Here is an 18,424-nt window from a genome sequence, read left to right on the forward strand (position 1 = left end):
ATTAGATGTTAAATGCTGATGCAGTCAAGCTCTCAATTACTTTCAATCTTCCTGAATGATTGTTTTGTATTGTATTATTTACCTTGGCTAAAGATATCAAATTTCTCCCTACACCCCTATTTATTGACTAAATCACATCTAACAAACTCTGCAACATTAAATAAACAGAAGTCGCCCCTGGATCTTGATGTCCTACACTCCGTTCTCCTAAATAACTGGCACGACCTTTTTTAGCCTGCATTGGCGTTGTATCTTGCATTCCCTTCTCTGCTGCTGCTACAGCTTTTTGCATTGCTGATAACATATTTTCACCTGCTGTCACAGCTTGCCCAAAGGCTGTAACAGCTGGCGATAAAGCATCCACCATTGTTTTATCGCCCAGTTGTGCTTTTCCTCGCCCAACGACGCCATCTAACCCTGCTTGCAGCATCGCCAGCATATCTTGCTCACTGAGTTCTTGTTTGTCAGCTACTACCGTACTTGCTCGTAAAAATAATGTGCCATAAAGCGGGCCGCTTGCACCACCAACCGTGGAAATTAGCGTCATGCTCACCATTTTTAAAATACTACCGATGTCTTTATCTGCAACAGTTGGCAACTGAGTAATTACCTTTTTAAAGCCACGTTCCATATTTATACCGTGGTCAGCATCACCTATGGCTGCATCTAATTCTGTTAAATAGTCTTTGTTTTCTTCGACTACAGTAGCAAAGGTTTGCAACCACTGTAAAATTTGCTCTTTTGTCACCATCTGTGTACCTCCTGCTGAACGCAGATATCAAAGAAAAATATCCGAGTTTTTACGGTTTCGGTATTGAACAAATGTAAAAGGGATTAGTAAAGTATCTAAGAGAACATCAGCTTGTGATTTTTGCCAAAGCCTCTATCTACAAACAAATTCCCTGCTTGGTTTTTGTGGCTCTTGTCACTTCTACTTGTGCTGACTATACCAAAAATACTGATATTCAAATTGCCCAAGCTAGCCCAAGCGTGTCAGAAAATATTGTATTTCCCAAAAATGTAGGGGTGATAGATGTTACAGCGCCAGAATATGGAGCTATACCCAATGATGGCAAGGATGATACAGAAGCTATTCAAAAAGCACTCAGTCAATTTCCTGGTCAAGGAAGAATTATTTACTTACCTAACGGTGTGTATGATATCTCTAATAGTCTACATTGGCCACCTGGAAAACGTCACCACACCGACTACAAGTACACTACTCTACAAGGTCAAAGTCGTGATGGCGTGATAATTCGCCTTCGAGATCAATCTCCTTTATTCCAAGACTCCAGCAAACCCCGTCCAGTTATTTCCACAGGATTTGATCCAGATTTAGATCCTAACTCAGAAGATTTTAAAGCGAGTTTAGTGGCTCAACGTTTTGGTAATTCTGTAAGAAATCTCACTATTAAAGTGGGAAAAAATAACCCAGGTGCAGAAGGATTGAATTTTGTTGCTAATAATCAAGGAGCAGTAAGAAGCGTCAAGATTATCTCTGAAGACAAAAAGGGAACTACTGGTTTAGCTCTCACTCATGGTGAAATTGGCCCTCTTTTGATTGAGAATGTAGAAATTGTTGGCTTTGATTATGGTGTGCGTACCAATAACAACATTAATAGCATTACCATGCAGAATATTACAGTCCGCGATCAAAATTTTGCAGGTATTTTGAACAATGGACAAGCAATGAGTCTAGAGGGTTTCAACAGTATAAATTCTGTATCAGCGATTATCAATGGTCTAGATCCTAATGAAGGTGTTGATTTTGGTAGCACTTTAACTCTAGTAAATGCTAAATTAATTGGTCGCGATCGCGCTAAAAAACTACCAGCAATTTCTTCAGCTGGGTTTATCTATGCCAGAAATGTATCCTCTTCTGGCTATAAAGAAATTCTCTTAAACAATACCAAAGAAGCCAAAAAAATAGTCAAAGGTTCCAGCTTGGATGAATATACATCCCACCCAATGATTTCGCAATTTCCTTCACCATCAAAGTCATTGCAACTTCCCATTAAACAATTTCCCAAGTTGAAATGGGATAATCCCCAAAAGTGGGTGAACGTCGAGAAATTTGGTGCAGTTGCCAACGATAATAAAGATGATACGGCTGCTTTTCAAAGGGCTATTGATTCTGGTGCAACAACAGTAGTAGTACCAGGTGGAAAAGGAACGTTTATAATTGACGGTTCTCTGCGACTACGAGGCAAATTAGAAAGATTTATTAGTACAGGGGGAGCGCTGAATGGCAAAGGAGAAATAGTAGCAGATAACGGTAGTAAACCAACACTGATTATTGAAAACTTCTTTGTTGAATTTGGTTCTCACTTGAGATGGAAGAATGTTGCCAACAGAACTGTTGTTTTCCGCAGCATTAGTCACCTGAGTTTGGAAAGTAACGGTACAGGAGATGTATTTATTGATGATGTTGTTGTGCCGTATAAAATCAGATTTCTCAACCGTAATCAACATATCTGGGCACGCCAGCTAAATCCTGAAGGAGCTTCAGAAACTAATGTGGTTAATAATGGGGCAAAGCTTTGGATTCTTGGCTTTAAAACAGAGCAAGGTAAGATAAAAATCGAAACTAGCAATGGAGGCTTCACTGAACTTTTAGGTGGCCTGATTTATGCTGCTGGTGGACAAAATCCAAAAGATCCTCTTTTCCGCGTAGTCAATGCTTCTGCTGCTTTCGTTGGTGTTGCTGATACTTATTTTGATAATGATACTTATCAAATATGGGTAGAGGAAACACGTGGCAGGCAGACAAAAAGGCTCACTAGAGATAAAGTTCTTAATAGGATAGCTGGTAACGGTCGGATTCTGCTGTTATATACGGGTTTTGAAAAGTCACCACGTAATAAGTAGTTGGGCAAAATGAAATTCATTCGTGGAGGTAGGGAACTATTAACAGGAAACAGGAAAAAAAGATGTGTAATTAGTTCTATTTGAGTACATAAAACTTATATTAAATCACTTAACAATGAACAGTTATCAGACATATGGTAGGGGACTTATACCCGGTAATGAAACTGATAAATGATAACTGATAACTGATAACTGATAACTGTTAAATTCCCCACCGCAAGCTTGGAGTTTTGACAGGTGCATCCCATAAACGAATCATCTCGTCATCTAGTTTGAGTAGAGTGATTGAGCAACCTTGCATTTCCAAGGAAGTGATATAAGCACCTACTAAATGTCGCACAATTTGTAGTCCCTGCTTTTGACAAATTTCTGCAAGTTTGCGGTAGACAATATATAACTCAGAGAGCGGAGTACCACCCATACTATTAACAAAAGCTAATAAGCGATCGCCTTTGGCAAAATTTGCATCTGTCAGTTCCATTTGTTGCCATTCGCCCATTTTTTCGTCCCACTCTTGCAATGTCCGAGTATAGGATGCATCCTCAATAATTGAAAGCGCTAACATCTCAGCTATCTCATCTGCTGATTTTATACTCATGCGTTCTCTGCCGGGTTCACCGTGAATCCCGATACCCATTTCTATTTCTTGGTTTCCAAGTGCAAATGTTGGTGTACCTTTGGCTGGTACTGTACAGGAAGTCAGCGCCATACCCATACTTCGTCCATTCAGGTTGATGCGCTTGCATAAAGCAGCTACTTGTTGTAAATCGTATCCCTGCTGGGCTGCTGCACCACAGATTTTTTCCGCTAGGACTGTAGTTCCCACACCTCTACGTCCCTGAGTATACAGGCTATCTTTGACTGCAACATCATCATCGATCACAATATTTAGCACCCGGATACCTTCACTCCTAGCTAACTCCGTTGCCATCTCAAAATTCATCACATCCCCGGAGTAATTTTTGACAATGTATAAAATTCCCGCTTCACCATCTACAGCCTTTGCTGCTGCTAGCATTTGATCAGGGGTAGGCGAAGTAAAAACCTCTCCAGGGCAAGCAGCATCCAGCATTCCCATTCCCACAAAACCAGCGTGCATCGGCTCGTGACCACTGCCACCCCCAGAAACAATTGCTACTTTGCCTTTTAGGGGTGCATCAGTTCGATAGACAAAATTAGGATCAAAATTAACTTTGATGAGATCCGAGTGAGCGATCGCCATACCTTCTAGACTTTCGCGCACAAAATCATGGGGATTGTTGATTAGTTTTTTCATCTTTTGCTCGTAGGAAATTTTTGGACAAATATTTGAATCAAAATAATTGTCTTTTTTATTAGTCTAAGAGTTTTATGAACAACGAGCAAAAGATAACCAGAAGTTTTTCCTACTGGTTATTGAGATGCTGAAAACTCATTTCTTATAATATTTTTCAAGTAATTAGGCGTTGCTTCTTGCTATCAATAATATGGAATTCCACATCTATACCATTCATATAGGAACTTATGTATGACAGTAGTCCATAGATAAAGACGATAACACCCATCATTTCTAGCACTTCTTCTAAAGTAGTTATCAAGACAAAAATCATATTGGTATCAGTATAGTAATCTGCATAAAATCCACCCACCATTTCAGCACCAATTGCACCTGCTATATAGATTGTCCCAGCAATCAAAAATAATCTGCGTATCTTTTTAGGAAGGGTAATGACAAATCGCCAAAATAGCAACAAAAACAAAGCTACACAAATAGCACCTGCAATCACCCAAGGGTAGTAAAGAAAGCCTCGGGTATGCAATGCATTTCGTAACGGTAGAATTAGTTTTTCATGAATACTGATGAATTCATCAAAGGATAGATAAACAAAGACTATTGATAGTCCTGCCCATGAGCGATAATCATTATTTCCAGCTGCCTTCTTAGCTTTGCTGATCGTTGCAAGTAGAATAGAACAAAATAGTAAAGCTCCAGCGGAGTAAAGTGAAGGAATATTCATCTCACTGTCAAGATCAAATAAATCTTTAAACAGTTCCCTTGAAGGGTAATCAGGTAGATAATGCTCAGTGAAATTCACAACCACACTAATGATGGTAAGAAAAAATACTATACCAAGTAGAAATTTGACGACTCTTTTAGCAGAAAGAAATACATCAAGTTGATGATATTTTCTAGTTTTTGTAGGATCTACTTGCTCAAGTACACTCAAGTGTTTACTCTTACTTCTATCCGCATCAGAAGATGTGTTGTTGAATTTCTGTCGCTCTGGCAATACTACTTTTTCCATGAAATACTCAATGGTTTGCTGTTTGATCAAACCAAGCATCACTAAAATTTCTCCCAACTGTTTTTCACTTACCTTCTGCTCTTCAAGTGCTATGTTTAATTCAGTTGGGGTAATCAATTCAGCTTCAACTAAGTACATTCCTAGCGGCTTTGGTTGAAATTCTTTGGTCTTGGCGTGGCTTACCATTAGCTTTCCTTGTTTATTTTCATGCGAAAATTCACACTAAAGTCATAAATGATACCAATCACTGGTTATCATTAGAATTTAATGAGTTTATAATTTTCTATTAATTTTTACTTAACCAAGAAGTATAACCGAGTAAATATAAATTTTTGGCAACAAAAGTATGAAGTTAATATATAAATGTGTAATTTTACAATATTTTTGACCGTAAAATTACTTATATGTAGCTTCTCAGGCAAAATATTTCATTTCACTAAGTAAGTAAAATTTTTAATCTATAGGAAAATATAAAAATTCTGTAGGAATCAGCATTTGCCTTCCCATACTTCCAAGAAAAAAGCAAGGATGGGAAGATTTTAAATATCTTTTAATTTATGTAACTAGATGTAAAATAATATCTTTTATAGTGCGGGCAAGATACCCACACTATAAACTTATTTAACCTATTCTTCACTCGTAGATTTTGCTTGGCTTGTACTACCATGCAGCTTAATAAAACTATCAAATGCATACCATGCCAACACATACCAGGGAATGGTTTCTAATTGCAAACCTTTGTTGAGTAATTGTCGAATAGAAAGGCTAGCAAGTCCTATAGGCATAATAATTCGCAAATCAATTAAACCGTTGGTTACATCGTGGACTCGCTGGTTCAAATCAACAATGGAATTTGATACTCCTGCTGCTGCTTCAGTTTTTCCAGCTGTAATATCAGCGAAAACAATGCCTAAATCATATAGTGCAGCAAGAACGTTTTTAAAACTTTCATCGTCAGCATTATGCTGGATAGTAATACTGCCTTGCTGAACATTCATCCGCACATCATTAATACTAGAATTTGCCTCCAAGGTTTTGGCGAGACGTTGCATTTCTTGCTTTTGACGATGGGAATGAGCAACTCGCAAACGTAACCGCCCTGGAGTATTACTGATTATTTTTGTCAGTATAGGTTTAGGCCGCGTTTTAATGATTTTATCTGACATTGTCTTTGGCATATCAGTAAGACTGCCATTACTATTTTTCCACACGTAACCACTCTCCTTGAGCAATTACAAATTTTATTCAACTAGTTCTGTAAGGAGTTTGCAATAAAGCGAATAACTTCTGGGAAAAGCTTTCATACTAAGTTGCAGTTGAGCGTAACACTTTGAGGCATGAGGTGGTGAGTGATATTGTTTTCCCGATCCCCCGATGCCTCAGTTACTATTTTTGAAAGCAACTTAGTATTAATCTAAAATCCAAAATTGCTAAAGGGCTAAGGTGAAAAAGTTTCCTTTTTCCTTGCCCTTTAAACTTTACCTAACAATCGTGTCATGCACCATTGTCAGATATATTATCAGCAGCTTCAACGGCTGGCAGTTGCTTAGATTCAGCGAGTTCTGCTCTGGCTTCGGCTACCATGTCTTCCCAGGTTTCGCCTAATTCTGCAAAAGCTCCTTTGCTCTTTTCGTAAAGAACCAGTCCGCCTTTGATCAAAGACTTAGCGATTGGTTTACCAACTCCAGCTACTACTGGAATCACAACTGGTGCTAAGATAACTGCACCAATACCTGCAATAATTCCAGGTGCGCCAGCATCTTCTACAAAGTCAGTAATTTTTGGTGCCATTGTCATTAACCTCACGAGGATTGAACTTTATATTAAAACCTCTAAATTTAGTTCAGTAGAGATAGATATCTCATCCTGCTGTTGATAGAGATTTTGAAATTTGTTGGTTGTTGTTGGGGACAACCACCAATCAACAACCAACAACCAACCACTAACTATTTTTTGGCTGGAGAAGTGGACGTAAACCGTTGACTCCCGCAACGACTGTGGAGCCATTGTTAACTACTGTTGCCGCTAAAGGATTTAGACCAAAGAAAACGGCTACCATCAAAGCAGCTAAGTTAGGAATGGCAATAATGCCCGTATTTTGCTGAATTAATTGCTTGGTTTGGCGAGCGATCGCGATCGCTTCTAGTAAGCCATGCAAGTTATTGTGCATCAGTACCACGTCTGCTGTTTCACGAGCAATATCGGAACCGTTGGCGAAGGAAACGGAAACATCAGCGTATGCTAAGGCAGGCGAATCATTGATGCCATCACCAACAAATGCAACTGTTTTGTTTTGTTCGTGTAATTCACGGACAACTGTTGCTTTCTGCTCAGGAAAAGCTTCGGCGTGGGTATTGATTGGGGCAATGCCAAGCTGAGCGGCTACAGCACTAGCAGTCTGCTTGTTGTCTCCGGTTAGCATGTGTACTTCCACATTTTCGACCGTTAACAGTCTGCTAATGACTTCGCGGCTTTCGGGACGCAAAAGGTCACTATATTCTATTATACCTAAAAGTTGACCGTTGCTGCCAACATAAATTGCCGAAGCAGGTTTTTGGCGTCCCTCCAAACCAGACATATCCACTTCTTGCAGACGCAGAAAACGTTCACTACCCACAAAAACTGTCTCGCCGTCAATCTCTGCTTTTACACCCAAGCCCAATTGATAGTCCCACTTGCTACGTGGCAGCATTTCAACTTTGTGAGCTTCGGCGTAGCGCATGACTGCTTCTGCAACTGGATGAGTTAGGCGTTGTTCCGCAGTTGCTGCAAGTTGCAGTACCCGCACAGAAGAAACGGCAGGATTCAAACTTTCTACACCAACAACAGCAGCTTCGCCTTGAGTCAAAGTACCAGTTTTATCAAAAACAATGGTATCTACTTGTGCCAGCTGCTCTAATGCCCTACCACTGCGGATGAGAACACCGCGCTGGGCTGCATGAGTGAGGGCTGCTAAAACTGTAGTTGGTACTGATACACGAATACCCGTAGCAAAGTCTAAGGTGAGGACACTGGCTGCTCGTGCTGGGTTACGAGTCAGGGCAAATACTGCTGTTCCTAGTAGCAAAGTTGGCAGGACTGTTCTTTGTGCTACTGTCGCTGCATAGTTTTCCATCCGGGTATCGTGGACGGGAGCTTGCTCCATTAACTGCAAGCTTTTACCCGCAAGAGTATCGTGACCGACTTTTTCGGTCAAAATATACATGCGTCCTTCCCTGACCAAGGTAGAAGCAAAAACGTTTTGTCCCTTAGTTTTTAATACAGGTACAGACTCACCAGTCAGTTTTTGTTCATCTAGCAGCGCTTTCCCCCGCAATATCTTACCGTCAACTGGGACTTGTTCTCCTGGATAGACGATGACGATATCACCGCGCTGCACTTCGTGAATGGGAATTTGTTGCTTTTGAGCATCTCGTTCTACCCAGGCGAATTGCCCCAAGGAACTGAGCAGGTCTAAAGTTTGCTGTGCGGAACAACGAGCAGTGCGATCGCGAATTTTTTCACCAATATCAATTAAACTCAACATCAATGCTGGGGCGAGAAATCTACCTTGAATCGTGGTAATTGCGATCGCGATCAAATCCAAAAAGTCTATATTCAGTTTTCGTTCTACCGTAATTCCTTTCCAAGCGCGTTGGAGAACAGGCAAGGTGGCAAGAGAAATGGTTCCTACCATGAAAATAGGTGAAATGGGTAATCCCAAAGGGCCACCCAGCACGGCTAAAGCAGTAGCAGCCCCAGAAAGTTGTAATCCAGGCCAGGATGTTTCCGTTGCTTTTGTTGTTTTGTGCTTTGTCGGTTTCAAAACTACAACTTCTGCTGCGGATTGAAATACATGCCCCAGATGATGGCGTAGCTTAAATTCTGAGACTGTTTTGGGATTATAAGTAACAGCAACTGATGCAGCAGCTGGCTTGAGTCGAAAAGATGTAACTAACGCATCTGCTTCTAGCAGAACTTGGAGGCGCTGTGCGTAGTCGGGATTGTGACGCAAGCGAGGTACTCGTAATCTTATTCTTCCCGGAATTGCATGGATAACACTGTAATCTACTTTGGGAAGATGCGTGCGTGAATGTCCCTTGTGTTCTATAAAATGGGCTTTCCCATTCTTTTGGGTCAAATTCAGTTGGGATTGACCTGTGGAGGATGGTAGACCCACCTTAACTTGTACCATTGCTTCTCTCTCATACAAAAATATTGGTGAACATTGGCGACGAGAAGACAGTTTGTAGTGAGCGCTGTCTTCGCTCATTGAGGACTAAAGTCCTGACTACAAACAATAATCTTCAAGTCTTTAAATTTAAGAGTCGATATCTTGCAAAAATCAGAATAATTCTTAATTACGTAGACGCGTAGCCGCTTCCGTAAGGTACACTCATGGCACACAGATGCACACAGATGGATATGGATTTTATCGGTGTTTATCGGTGTTTATCGGTGTTCGTTTTTTGAAAATAGACTTTTGCAAAAGGTCTAGTAGTCAGTCAAGAGCGCATCTTCGCTTGGGTTTAAGTCTCCCACTATACGCCTGTTCACTGATTTAGTAGATTGGTTAGAAAATTTAGGCAACTGCCACATCACTGGCAGATTGCAGCAGATTTGCTAAATGTGAGATTGCAGCTTCCAAAACACTGCTATCACGGTCTTTAGTATTAGCTTTCACCGCAGATTTGTATGTGATGACAACTGATGCTGCGGCACGGTTAATTCGTTCGCCGATGACCGTTGGATCTGCTTGTAATAAAGCCTCTAAGCGTTGCACATACTGCGGATCTTTTGCGATTCGAGGCACATGAAACCGAATTCTTCCCGGAATGACATGAGCAACGCTATAAGCTACTTTGGCTGATGGCTTTGCTTGCTGTTCAGTTTTCTGGGGAAGTACGGCAGATTTAGGGCGAGACGAGGACACTGGCAGGACTTGAATACCTATGCAATCAACCCTTCTGCCTTCTGCCTCTTTGAAGCTCAGATCGGAGGCTTCCTCCGCTGTGACTTCTCTGTGCCTTCTGCCTTCTTTACTTTCTTTAGGCAACTTTCTACTCAGCAGAAATTTGTGTTCTGTGATGGTTGCAACTACAATTTTCTTAACAGCAGTGACGTTAAAATGTCTGCTAACTGGAGTAGGGGAAGGTGCAGGGAGAACTGACAATTTCTCCTCGTCTTGTTGTCTGTTTTCTGTGTGGTTGACTGTTGGGTATGAAGTCGTTGGTTGTATAGTTGCTGGCTCTGCTGTACCAGATTGAATCAGATCAATTAGATGCGATCGCATCTCACTATCTGAAATTTCTCCAGATTTGTACATTACCACAATAGACGCGGCAGTGATATTTATTTGCACCTTCGTAACCAATGCCTCTGCTTTCAACAACTTTACAAGACGCTCTTGATATTTTTCATCTGTGGAAATGCGAGGAACACAAAACCCAACTTGTCCTGGCATTGCATAGGTAATGCTGTAAGTTTCTTTTGCCATTCCAAGTTCAGTTTGTTTCTGAGTTTTGGGATAGGAATTTACTGGTTGAATCGTTGCTGGCTCTTTGACTCCAGATTGAATCAGATCAATTAGATGCGATCGCATCTCACTATCTGACATTTTCCCAGACTTATAAGTTACTACCACAGAAGCGGCGGTAATATTGACTTGCACATCTATGACTAAAGCTTCTGCTTTCAGCAACTTTACAAGACGTTCCAGGTAGCTTTGATCTCTGGAAATACGGGGTACGCAAAACCCGACTTGTCCTGGCATTGCATAGGTGATGCTGTAAATTTCCTGGGGTGATCGCTCTTCAGGGCGATCAGTTTGTTGCGTAACTCTTAGCTGGGTTTTTTTTTCTGGGATAGACGCCAGTCCTAACCTTGATCCAACCATTGCTTTCCTCCCTCCTCAGTCCGGGGCTGCATTAATAGGAAAGTTCGCCATAAAGGCGAGAGCATAAGACAAAGCAGGGGCTTTGAATGTAGCCCATAAACCAGTTACCTCTGGTGTAGGTTCCACTGTTGCTGTTCGGAATTCTTCTGGTTTGCTCGACTCAGTAACTGGCTTGGCAATTGGGTGCGTATGAGCGTCTTTTTCTGTGACTCGCGGTGCAGCCTGCTGTGCTAGCTGCATTAAACCAATCCAGTGACCTGCTGCAATATTGCTTGGTTGATATGCGATCGCCACTGATGCAGCATCACAATTAACACGTACGTTTGTAACCTGGGGATCAGCTTTCAGCAATCTTTCCAAGCGTGTTGCGTAATCTCGATCTTGAGCTAGTTTTGGTACACTCAGCCGGATACGCCCCGGAATTGCATGGACAATGTTGCAAGTAATCTTTGCATTGTCCGCAGTGCCTGTTGAGAATAACTCTTGTTTGGTAGGTGCGATTTGCTCCACTTTTGCTAAAGAGGATTGCGATGTAACCTGATGTTTTTTTGTTGATTGTGTTGCAGAAGCTGTATTCAATTTTTTATTCTTTTTAGTTCCGAATAATTGAGGTTCTATATAGTCAATCACACGTCGGGTGGCATCTGCTGTAATCATGTATACCGGAATTGCTGCCAACCCATTGATTCCCAGTGCCCCTGTCACCCCCAGTCCTGCAAATAAAGGAATAAAGGAAAGTCCTTGCTCTTTCCAAAATTCTGCTGATTTCCAAGCAGCGAAGGGATCGGTATTAGTTTGTGAATCAGAAGTAGCTTGATATTGCTGAATGCCAAACTCTTGAAGTCTTGCCAACATCAGTGGCAAAGGCAGCCTACCTTCATCAAATTTAACCACTAAACTACTAGTTTTGTGATTAGTGGTGACTTGTGTTACACCATTATGCTGCCGTAATTCCTGGGATAAACTTTCCAGTATCGAGTTATGACTGACGTCAGTGGCACGAATTCGCACCCGCCCTTGGCTAACATGAATAATTTTTAGACCGCTCAGCCCTAATTGTGCCGTTGACCGTGTAGATACTTCACCCTTGTGATTATCAACTTCATCGCTTTGCTGATGAGCAAAGATTAAGCCAGAAGATTGTTGCAGCGGTTGACTTAACCCCTTGCGACTACTAATAGTATTTGTCATTTACCCAATAGCTACCTCAAAGCCAAAAGGTTAACATCAGATTAAATCTAACTTAAATTTCCACCTGCTGTATAGCTCTTTAGAATTATTTATTGTCAAATCTTGTTAACAATTAATTTTTGATACTCGTGATCAGTGACAATATCTAAATTGCTTTCCAAGCGGTCTAAAAATACTATACCATCAAAATGATCGTATTCGTGTTGAAAGATCCGAGCAACAAAATTAGTTAACAATTGCCTTTGTATCTTGCCGTTTCTGTCGGTGTATTCAACTTCTATTGCCTCATACCTTGGTACTAAACCCCTAATACCAGGAATGCTCAAGCAACCTTCCCAATCTTTGATCATTGTACTCGAATGAGCGATAATCCGGGGATTAATCATGGCCGTGGGTTCCATATGTGGGGCATGGGGATACCTGGGATTAGGGCGTGACGCCACAATCATCACACGATATGATTGGGCAATTTGAGGGGCAGCAATGCCTACACCATTGGACTCAGCAACTGTAGCCATTAAATCGTCAATCACCGTCTGAACTGTTTCATCTTGGATATCTTCAACTTCAGTTGCTTTTTGACGAAGTATGGGATTACCTAATTGAATAATTGGGAGTAATGCCATTTTGGATTTTGGATTGGAACAACTTAATCTCGGTATAGGTTTTTTAAATCTATCGGTCGCAATAATTTTTCAAATTGGTGTATTTCAACCATTATCTCAAGCTCCTAATTATGACTATCAAAAATTATAAGTTATTAAATCTTTTTATTCATAATTCACGCCTGATGTGAATAGATATAGAGACTTATGTTCCTTACGTCTGGTAAAAAATTATTATTTTTAGAAATCGACCACCGATACACACCGATAAACACAGATGACACAGATGGATTTCCCGTAGCTGGTTAGGTGGTAACTGGTATGTTGACTATTCCCCATAATCTATTACCGGCTTTTTTAATTCACAGTCTTACGTAATTCATCATTCATATTAGCTTTCACGCTGAACTGGCAAAGGAGCAGGTCTGACTGCAACTTGCAAATTTCGTCCATCGCGTTGTACTTGTATTTGTAAAGGAATTCCTATTCTACTGTTTTCTACTAATTTTTGCACTTGTTCAACATCAGTCACAGGCTGGTTATTGATACTCTGAATTACATCACCTTCTCTTAATCCAGCATTGGCTGCGGGAGAGCGTGCTATAACAGCAATCAGTAAAACCCCTTTATCCGTTGCCAGATTAATACCTAATTTACTGATTCTTTCTCTAATTTCGGGTGTCAGCGTCGCCATTTGAATACCCAAATAGGGATGATCCACTTTCCCGTTAGCAATTAATTCTTGGGCAATTCTTTGTGCCGTATTGATGGGAATAGCAAAGCCCAAGCCTTGAGCGCCGCGAATAATGGCAGTGTTCATAGCAATAACTTCACCACGAACATTTAGTAAAGGGCCACCAGAGTTACCAGGATTAATAGCAGCGTCAGTTTGAATATAATCAACACGTTTGTCGCTAGCACCGATCGCACTACCAGAACGTCCTGTGGCGCTAATAATTCCAGAGGTTACAGTATTGTCTAAACCCAGAGGATTACCAATTGCAATCACTGCTTCTCCTGGCTGTACAACATCAGAATTACCTAGAGCAATAGTAGGCAAATTTTGGGTATCAATTGTCACTACAGCTACATCTGTGACTGGATCTTCCCCTATGACTCTTCCGTCAAAAGTCCTGCCATCTTTTAATCTTACCGTTACCGTATCAGCACCATTAACTACATGAGAATTGGTTAAAATTTGACCATTGGCACTGATAATAAAACCAGAACCACTACCCCGTTCGACTCGCTGTCTAGGCTGTAGTTCTTCGCCAAAGAACCGCCGGAAAAATGGATCGCCAAATTCATCTGGCGCTGGTGAGGTGATCGTTCTAGCAGAATCTATGCGAACCACCGCAGACCCTACCTTTTGTACTACATTCACTACAAAATTGGGATCTCCAGATGATTGCAAAATAGGAGGCGGAGCGGGAGCAGGGGCGCTTGTCGGGTTTTGCGCTTGAGAATTGGGTGTTTGATTCCCTGGCATATTCACTGGTAGGGAACAGCCCCCAAGGGATACAATTGCTACGCTACCCAGTAGCAGGAACCGCATAGAAGACATGGGGAATTTATTAAACACCCTCTGCGCGTCTTGCAAAACCGTATCTGTTAACTTACTTAATTCTGTATTAAGATTTATTGTTTGCAAGTCATTGTCTGGTTTCTTCATCCGTGCTTACTTCTCCATGTGAATGTGTCAGTGGTAGGATATTGCCTACCGGGGGAGTCCAAACAAAGATTACAACTTAAAAGCATATTCCTGGTCTAGAGTAGCTGAATGTTAAATTGGTGCTTGCTTATATTATTGTGACGATTACCAGCAAAGGTGGTAGATAATGGCAATTCCCATAGATAATCTGTGGAGTCAGGTTCTGGAACGCTTGCAGCTAGAGCTATCTCGTCCCACCTTTGAAACTTGGATCAAAACTGCTAGCGCTGAACGACTGGAAAATAACTATTTAGTCATTCGTACTCCCAACCCCTTTGCCCGTAATTGGCTGCAAAAATATTACATTAAGACAATTACTAATGTTGTTCAGGATATTTTGGGTCATCCTGTAGAAATTTATATTACTGTTGCTCAGGGTGATGATGTGTCTCAGTTAACAGACAAAGAAGGAACTTTATCATTACCACCTCCGACCATTATTTCGGACAATGCTGTTAAAAATCCGCCCAAAACCACTGAATTAAATCCAAAATATGTATTTTCACGCTTTGTAGTCGGAGCCAACAATCGCATGGCTCACGCTGCGGCTTTGGCAGTTGCGGAATCACCTGGTAGAGAATTTAACCCCTTGTTTTTATGTGGTGGTGTAGGTTTAGGTAAAACTCACCTGATGCAGGCGATCGGGCATTATCGCTTAGAAATTTGCCCAGATTCAAAAATATTTTATGTTTCGACCGAACAGTTTACTAATGATTTAATCACTGCTATTCGCAAAGACAGTATGCAAAGTTTTCGCGAACACTACCGAGCAGCAGATTTGATTTTAGTTGATGATATTCAGTTTATTGAGGGTAAAGAATATACCCAAGAAGAGTTTTTTCATACATTTAATACTTTACATGAAGCTGGTAAGCAAGTTGTGATTGCTTCTGATCGCCCTCCTAATAAAATTCCTCGTCTGCAAGAACGTCTAAGTTCTCGGTTTGCAATGGGCTTGATTGCTGATATTCAACCGCCAGATTTAGAAACTAGAATGGCTATTCTACAAAAAAAAGCCGAGTATGAAAATATCCGGCTACCGGAGGATGTAATTGAATATATTGCCTCTAATTACACCTCAAATATTAGAGAACTGGAAGGAGCATTTATTCGGGCGCTGGCATATGTTTCTATTTGGGGTTTATCCATGACGGTAGAAAATATTGCACCTGTACTGGAACCTCCTACTCAAAAGGTAGAAGCAACCCCAGAAACAATTTTAACCATCATCGCCGATGAGTTTAATGTGACGATTGACGACCTCAAAGGCAACTCACGACGGCGAGAAATTAGTTGGGCTCGTCAGATAGGAATGTATCTAATGCGGCAGCACACGGATTTAAGTTTGCCTAGAATAGGAGAGGAATTTGGTGGTAAAGACCACACAACGGTTATGTATAGTTGTGAGAAAATTACGCAATTAAAAGAAACAGATCAAAACTTAGGACAAACACTACGTCAACTGAGCGATCGCATTAATATGACAAGCCGACCTAAGTAGAAGGACAAGGAGGACAAGGGAGATGGGGTGATGGGGTGATGGGGTGATGGGGTGATGGGGTGATGGGGTGATGGGGTGATGGGGTGATGGGGTGATGGGGTGATGGGGTGATGGGGAGACAATTAACTACTAACCACTGTACAGACGTGCCATGGCACGTCTGTACAACCACTAACAACCAACAATCAACAACCAACAACCAACAATCAACTAAATCATTAAGTGAACTATCCACTCACCACTAACAACCAACAATCAACAACCAACAATCAACTAAATTATTAAGTGAACTATAAAAAACTATTAAGAATAAATTAGATTGTGGAAAATCCCTAATTAATTGTGGAAAACTCATAAAAATCCTGTGGAAAACTTAATTAAGTATAATTATCCTGTGGAAAAACTAGAGAGATTTTCCACATATTTTCCACAATTTCCACATACTGTAGTTAGTGGTTGTACCAGACGTGCCATGGCACGTCTGTACAGTGGTTAGTAGTTCTTTAAAATATTTACTCCCCCCACTGCCCATTGCCCTAACCTTGCCTAACGGTGTTACCATATCCAAGCACACCAGCTAACTTTGACTATGAAACTCGTTTGTACTCAAAGCGATCTCAGTACTCACCTCTCATTAACCAGTCGTGCTGTTCCTTCTCGTCCTACTCATCCAGTTTTGGCGAATGTGCTGTTGCAGGCTGATGCTGAAACGAACCAAGTTAGCCTGACAGCGTTTGATTTGAGTTTGGGTATCCGCACCAGTTTCAGTGCTGAGGTAGTACAATCGGGAGCGATCGCTGTGCCTGCGAAACTGCTTAATGACATAGTCTCTCGTTTACCAGAGGGAGAAATTACCCTGGACGATGAATCATCAGCTACTGACAATTTACCAGACTATAACGGTTTAATTGTTACACTCACACCTAAGAGCGGACGTTATCAGGTACGAGCAATGGGGGGCGAAGAGTTTCCAGAACTGCCCGTGATTGAAAATACTCAACCTATGCAGTTCAGTGTTAGTACATTGATTGAGGGTTTACGGGGTTCATTGTTTGCCACCAGCGCAGATGAAACCAAGCAAGTACTTACTGGTGTACATTTAACGATTAAGCAAGACACTCTAGAATTTGCTGCAACTGACGGACATCGCCTCGCAGTCGTGGAAACTACCAATGAAAGTCCAGATGCTAATAGCGAAGATGGTTTAGAAGTAACAGTACCAGCAAGAGCCTTGCGCGAACTAGAGCGAATGCTGGCTCATAGTTCTGAATCTGAAGAATCTGTAGCGTTGTATTTCGATCAAGGTCAAGTAGTATTTGAATTTGGTAATCAACGCTTGACTAGCCGTACTCTAGAAGGGCAGTATCCAGCTTACCATCTGCTTATTCCCAAACAATTTCAAAGAGAATTGACATTAGAAAGAAAGCAATTGTTGAGTTCTTTAGAACGAATTGCTGTACTCGCAGATCAAAAAAATAATCTAGTGAAAGTCAGCCTCAATGGTGATGCTCAAGAAATTACCTTATCTGTGGAATCTCAAGATGTGGGTAGTGCTATGGAAACCATACCAGCCCAGATATCAGGAGAAGATATAGATATAGCTTTTAATATTAAATATTTAATGGAAGGTTTAAAAGCTTTGCCAGCTTCCGAGATTCTCATGCAGATGAATACAAACCTTACGCCAGTGATTTTCACTCCCTTGGGTGGTTTGAAAATGACTTATTTGGCAATGCCTGTTCAACTGCGTAATTAAATCTAAACTCAAGCAAGCGATCGCCTACATTCAAGCTCATTTATCTGAAGATATCTCGTTGGAAGCGATCGCGACTAAAGTAGAGATGAGTCGCTATTACTTTTGTCTAGTTATTCAAACAATCTACAGGCATTTCTCCTCACCAGTATGTGATCAAATGCCGCATTGATCTAGCCAAAGCGTTGTTATTGCAAGGACAGAGCAGTATTGCCGATGTTGCCCTCCAGGTCGGGTTTACCAGTCAAAGCCACTTTAGCAAGCACTTCAAACACCTGAGCGGCAATGACACCCAAAGCGTATCGGGAGAGTTGAACCGACTACTCAGGTTGACCTACGATACAAAATGAAAAGCCAGGAGGATAATCGTCATGACCATTAAACTTGACCTCAAGCCAGAAATAGAAGCCCGACTGATTGCCCAAGCCACAATACAGGGAGTCTCCGTTGATCGCTATCTCGAATCGCTGATTGAACGCCATTTGGCGACCCAAACAGAACCCGAATGGAAAGCGCTCCTCGATCAATTGGGCAGAAGCCCTTCTCTGGCAAAAGCGCCGCCATTATCAGATGAAGCAATCAGCCGCGAAAGCATTTACCGGGAACGGGAAGATCAGCTGCTATGAGTTATCTGG

16 protein-coding genes are annotated in these 18,424 nt (G+C 41.3%); 5 read left to right on the top strand and 11 right to left on the bottom strand.

The genetic code is table 11. The annotated features are described in order from the left end of the window. Positions 1-127 precede the first annotated feature (127 nt). A complete protein-coding gene (dhaL, locus tag UYI_RS0123330; RefSeq protein WP_016869090.1) occupies positions 128-751 on the bottom strand; it encodes a dihydroxyacetone kinase subunit DhaL in 624 nt (207 codons plus the stop codon). A gap of 113 nt (positions 752-864) precedes the next feature. Here dhaL and UYI_RS0123335 point away from each other — a divergent pair, with 113 nt between their 5' ends. Then, positions 865-2,868 (top strand): glycosyl hydrolase family 28-related protein, encoded by a 2,004-nt coding sequence (locus UYI_RS0123335; protein ID WP_016869091.1) that lies wholly within the window; start codon positions 865-867, stop codon positions 2,866-2,868. Positions 2,869-3,070: 202 nt separating this feature from the next. Here the strand turns inward: UYI_RS0123335 and dhaK are convergent, their stop codons facing one another. From dhaK to UYI_RS0123385, 9 genes are all read right to left on the bottom strand, one after another. After that, on the bottom strand, positions 3,071-4,144 hold the full coding sequence (gene dhaK / locus UYI_RS0123340) for a dihydroxyacetone kinase subunit DhaK (RefSeq protein ID WP_016869092.1): 1,074 nt from the start codon (positions 4,142-4,144) through the stop codon (positions 3,071-3,073). A gap of 154 nt (positions 4,145-4,298) precedes the next feature. Next, complete coding sequence (locus tag UYI_RS0123345; protein ID WP_016869093.1) at positions 4,299-5,339, bottom strand: hypothetical protein; 1,041 nt, start codon at positions 5,337-5,339, stop codon at positions 4,299-4,301. Between the two features lie 440 nt (positions 5,340-5,779). Further along, positions 5,780-6,364, bottom strand: coding sequence for an HMA2 domain-containing protein (locus UYI_RS0123350; RefSeq protein ID WP_016869094.1), 585 nt, complete (start codon positions 6,362-6,364; stop codon positions 5,780-5,782). Between the two features lie 283 nt (positions 6,365-6,647). Further along, positions 6,648-6,944 carry a DUF5132 domain-containing protein gene (locus UYI_RS0123355; RefSeq protein ID WP_026086132.1) on the bottom strand — a complete coding sequence of 99 codons (297 nt, stop codon included), beginning with the start codon at positions 6,942-6,944 and terminating at the stop codon, positions 6,648-6,650. A gap of 151 nt (positions 6,945-7,095) precedes the next feature. After that, complete coding sequence (locus UYI_RS0123360) at positions 7,096-9,327, bottom strand: heavy metal translocating P-type ATPase (protein ID WP_016869096.1); 2,232 nt, start codon at positions 9,325-9,327, stop codon at positions 7,096-7,098. Between the two features lie 387 nt (positions 9,328-9,714). Then, positions 9,715-11,028: a hypothetical protein gene (locus tag UYI_RS0123365; RefSeq protein WP_016869097.1), complete on the bottom strand. Its 1,314-nt coding sequence runs from the start codon at positions 11,026-11,028 to the stop codon at positions 9,715-9,717. Between the two features lie 15 nt (positions 11,029-11,043). Then, on the bottom strand, positions 11,044-12,219 hold the full coding sequence (locus UYI_RS0123370) for an HMA2 domain-containing protein (RefSeq protein ID WP_016869098.1): 1,176 nt from the start codon (positions 12,217-12,219) through the stop codon (positions 11,044-11,046). Between the two features lie 95 nt (positions 12,220-12,314). Then, complete coding sequence (def, locus tag UYI_RS0123375) at positions 12,315-12,845, bottom strand: peptide deformylase (protein ID WP_016869099.1); 531 nt, start codon at positions 12,843-12,845, stop codon at positions 12,315-12,317. Positions 12,846-13,215: 370 nt separating this feature from the next. Beyond that, positions 13,216-14,388, bottom strand: a complete 1,173-nt coding sequence (locus UYI_RS0123385; protein WP_035138997.1) for an HhoA/HhoB/HtrA family serine endopeptidase — start codon at positions 14,386-14,388, stop codon at positions 13,216-13,218. A 274-nt stretch (positions 14,389-14,662) separates the two neighbouring features. On the opposite strand from UYI_RS0123385, the gene dnaA reads away from it, so the two are divergent. Then, positions 14,663-16,036 (top strand): chromosomal replication initiator protein DnaA, encoded by a 1,374-nt coding sequence (gene dnaA, locus UYI_RS0123390; RefSeq protein ID WP_016869102.1) that lies wholly within the window; start codon positions 14,663-14,665, stop codon positions 16,034-16,036. On the opposite strand, the gene UYI_RS37765 is transcribed toward dnaA, so the two are convergent. Next, positions 16,029-16,271, bottom strand: a complete 243-nt coding sequence (locus UYI_RS37765; protein ID WP_162140415.1) for a hypothetical protein — start codon at positions 16,269-16,271, stop codon at positions 16,029-16,031. The two genes, dnaA and UYI_RS37765, sit on opposite strands and share 8 nt — an antisense overlap. A 354-nt stretch (positions 16,272-16,625) precedes the next feature. Here UYI_RS37765 and dnaN point away from each other — a divergent pair, with 354 nt between their 5' ends. From dnaN to UYI_RS0123400, 3 genes are all read left to right on the top strand, one after another. Further along, positions 16,626-17,792, top strand: a complete 1,167-nt coding sequence (gene dnaN / locus UYI_RS0123395; protein WP_016869103.1) for a DNA polymerase III subunit beta — start codon at positions 16,626-16,628, stop codon at positions 17,790-17,792. A 149-nt stretch (positions 17,793-17,941) separates the two neighbouring features. Then, entirely contained in the window at positions 17,942-18,139 is a 198-nt protein-coding gene (locus UYI_RS39195) for a helix-turn-helix domain-containing protein (RefSeq protein ID WP_071588872.1), read from the top strand. A gap of 21 nt (positions 18,140-18,160) precedes the next feature. Continuing rightward, positions 18,161-18,415: a hypothetical protein gene (locus UYI_RS0123400; protein ID WP_016869104.1), complete on the top strand. Its 255-nt coding sequence runs from the start codon at positions 18,161-18,163 to the stop codon at positions 18,413-18,415. Positions 18,416-18,424 lie beyond the last annotated feature (9 nt).

It is taken from the genome of Fischerella muscicola PCC 7414 (assembly GCF_000317205.1).
GTDB lineage: Bacteria > Cyanobacteriota > Cyanobacteriia > Cyanobacteriales > Nostocaceae > Fischerella > Fischerella muscicola.